This window comes from Lentilactobacillus kefiri (genome assembly GCF_007989105.1).
GTDB lineage: Bacteria > Bacillota > Bacilli > Lactobacillales > Lactobacillaceae > Lentilactobacillus > Lentilactobacillus kefiri.
In genome coordinates, this window is the sequence record NZ_BJVK01000086.1 from 1 (window position 1) to 1,546 (window position 1,546).

The 1,546-nt window shown below is 37.1% G+C and carries 2 protein-coding genes and 1 pseudogene; 1 reads left to right on the forward strand and 2 read right to left on the reverse strand.

The window, feature by feature from the left end:
* Positions 1–37: 37 nt before the first annotated feature.
* Positions 38–316, forward strand: coding sequence for a hypothetical protein (locus tag LKE01_RS11755; RefSeq protein ID WP_054769817.1), 279 nt, complete (start codon positions 38–40; stop codon positions 314–316).
* Positions 317–396: 80 nt separating this feature from the next.
* Here the strand turns inward: LKE01_RS11755 and LKE01_RS11760 are convergent, their stop codons facing one another.
* Together LKE01_RS11760 and LKE01_RS12290 are read right to left on the reverse strand one after the other, a co-directional pair.
* Positions 397–1,155 (reverse strand): class I SAM-dependent methyltransferase, encoded by a 759-nt coding sequence (locus tag LKE01_RS11760; protein WP_146979257.1) that lies wholly within the window; start codon positions 1,153–1,155, stop codon positions 397–399.
* A gap of 266 nt (positions 1,156–1,421) precedes the next feature.
* Positions 1,422–1,546: pseudogene (locus tag LKE01_RS12290) on the reverse strand (replication initiator protein A); the annotation flags it as partial.

Here is a 1,546-nt window from a genome sequence, read left to right on the forward strand (position 1 = left end):
TCCGTAGATCATTAGCCATACGAGATGGGGAAATTCCATGTCTAATCAATATGAAAAACTAGTCGAGCAGCAAGCGCGTTTAAAACAAAAAATTGAGCGGGAAGATTTTAAATTACGGCAATCTAAATACTACGAAGATCGGCAAGCCCGCAAAGCCCGTTCTCGCCGATTAATTCAAAAGGGTGCTTTGCTCGAAAAATACTTTAAAGCTGATAACCTCTCGGTCGAACAAACCGAAGAGCTTTTAAAGATATTTGCCGATTACGTTAATGCCCATAAACCGAATAAACTCAAAAACGATCAACCTAATAACTAGGCCGATCGTTTTTATTTTCTGAATCATTTTTTCGGTTCATTTTTAGTTTGATAAAGCATCTCAAATTCAATCAAAATAGATTACATTTTTCGGGTAACTAAAATGAAGCGATCCTCTTTAGTATTAACTGAACCGCCATTTTGAATTAATTGATCTAGTTGAGTAAGCTGTGATAAGCAGTGATCAACACTGAAATCGGGAAACTCCCAAGGAATAATTGAAGCGTAATAAATAATGGCCCCAATATCAAAAAAAGTCATACTGGGTTGAGCTTCTTTAGCTAACAAAATTTCAAAACCAAAATTTTGAAAATCTGCGACTGTTTTCAACAAGGTATTATCTGGATATGCCGGAACATAAGCTGAATTGAAAAAGCGTGATAATGAATAATTGTTCAAAGCCCCAACCTGTTGACTGATAAAATAACCGCCAGTTTTTAACTTATCTTTGATTAATTTTGGGTTGAAGGCAGCATGACTATTAGTGATCATATTCAGAGAACCATTTTTAACAGGCAAGGCATCTTCATACTTTGCAGACAAAGCATGAACCTTGATCCCTTGTTTGGCAATCGTGTGTTTTAGAAGATTAATGTTAGGCTGCCAAGCCTCCGTAACTTGTGTTCTATTACTAGGGTGATGAAAAGTTTTTAACAGCTCACCACCGCCGGTTCCCATATCCAATAGCTGCATATCTGATTTTAAATAGCTTAAAACCAGTTTCCGATAATTCCAGGAAAGAAGTTCATTTTGCCAACGACCATCAAGATGTGAAAAATCCCAGCCTGTAATGCCATATTGTTCTTCCTGATGCCATAAATTTAATTTTTCTTTGTTCATTTTAACTGCCTTTCAATAACGAGTAAGTCGAAACAAAAGTACAGCTTTGTCTGTTGAAAATATGCTCAGTACAGAACAGACTCCTACTAAAGCTGTACTGAGCAGTTATCGTATTTAATTTCCATGTGGTCGCACCATCTTTCCTATGGATAGCTAATAGACACTAATATTGGGCTCCTAACACGGCTTTAGACCCATTTTAAATATAATCTAATATAAGAATGTTCCCGTTCGCTTAAAACGTCTTAAACAAGCTTATATGGTGTTTAACTCCAAGTGCGCTCATTGTCAGCGTTCTGCTCCTCCGGGTGTTTAGCAGCATATTCTCTAGCCGCTTGTTTATTCCACCAAATCCCAAATAGGTTTTGCATGGTGCCGTATAAGTAGTTCT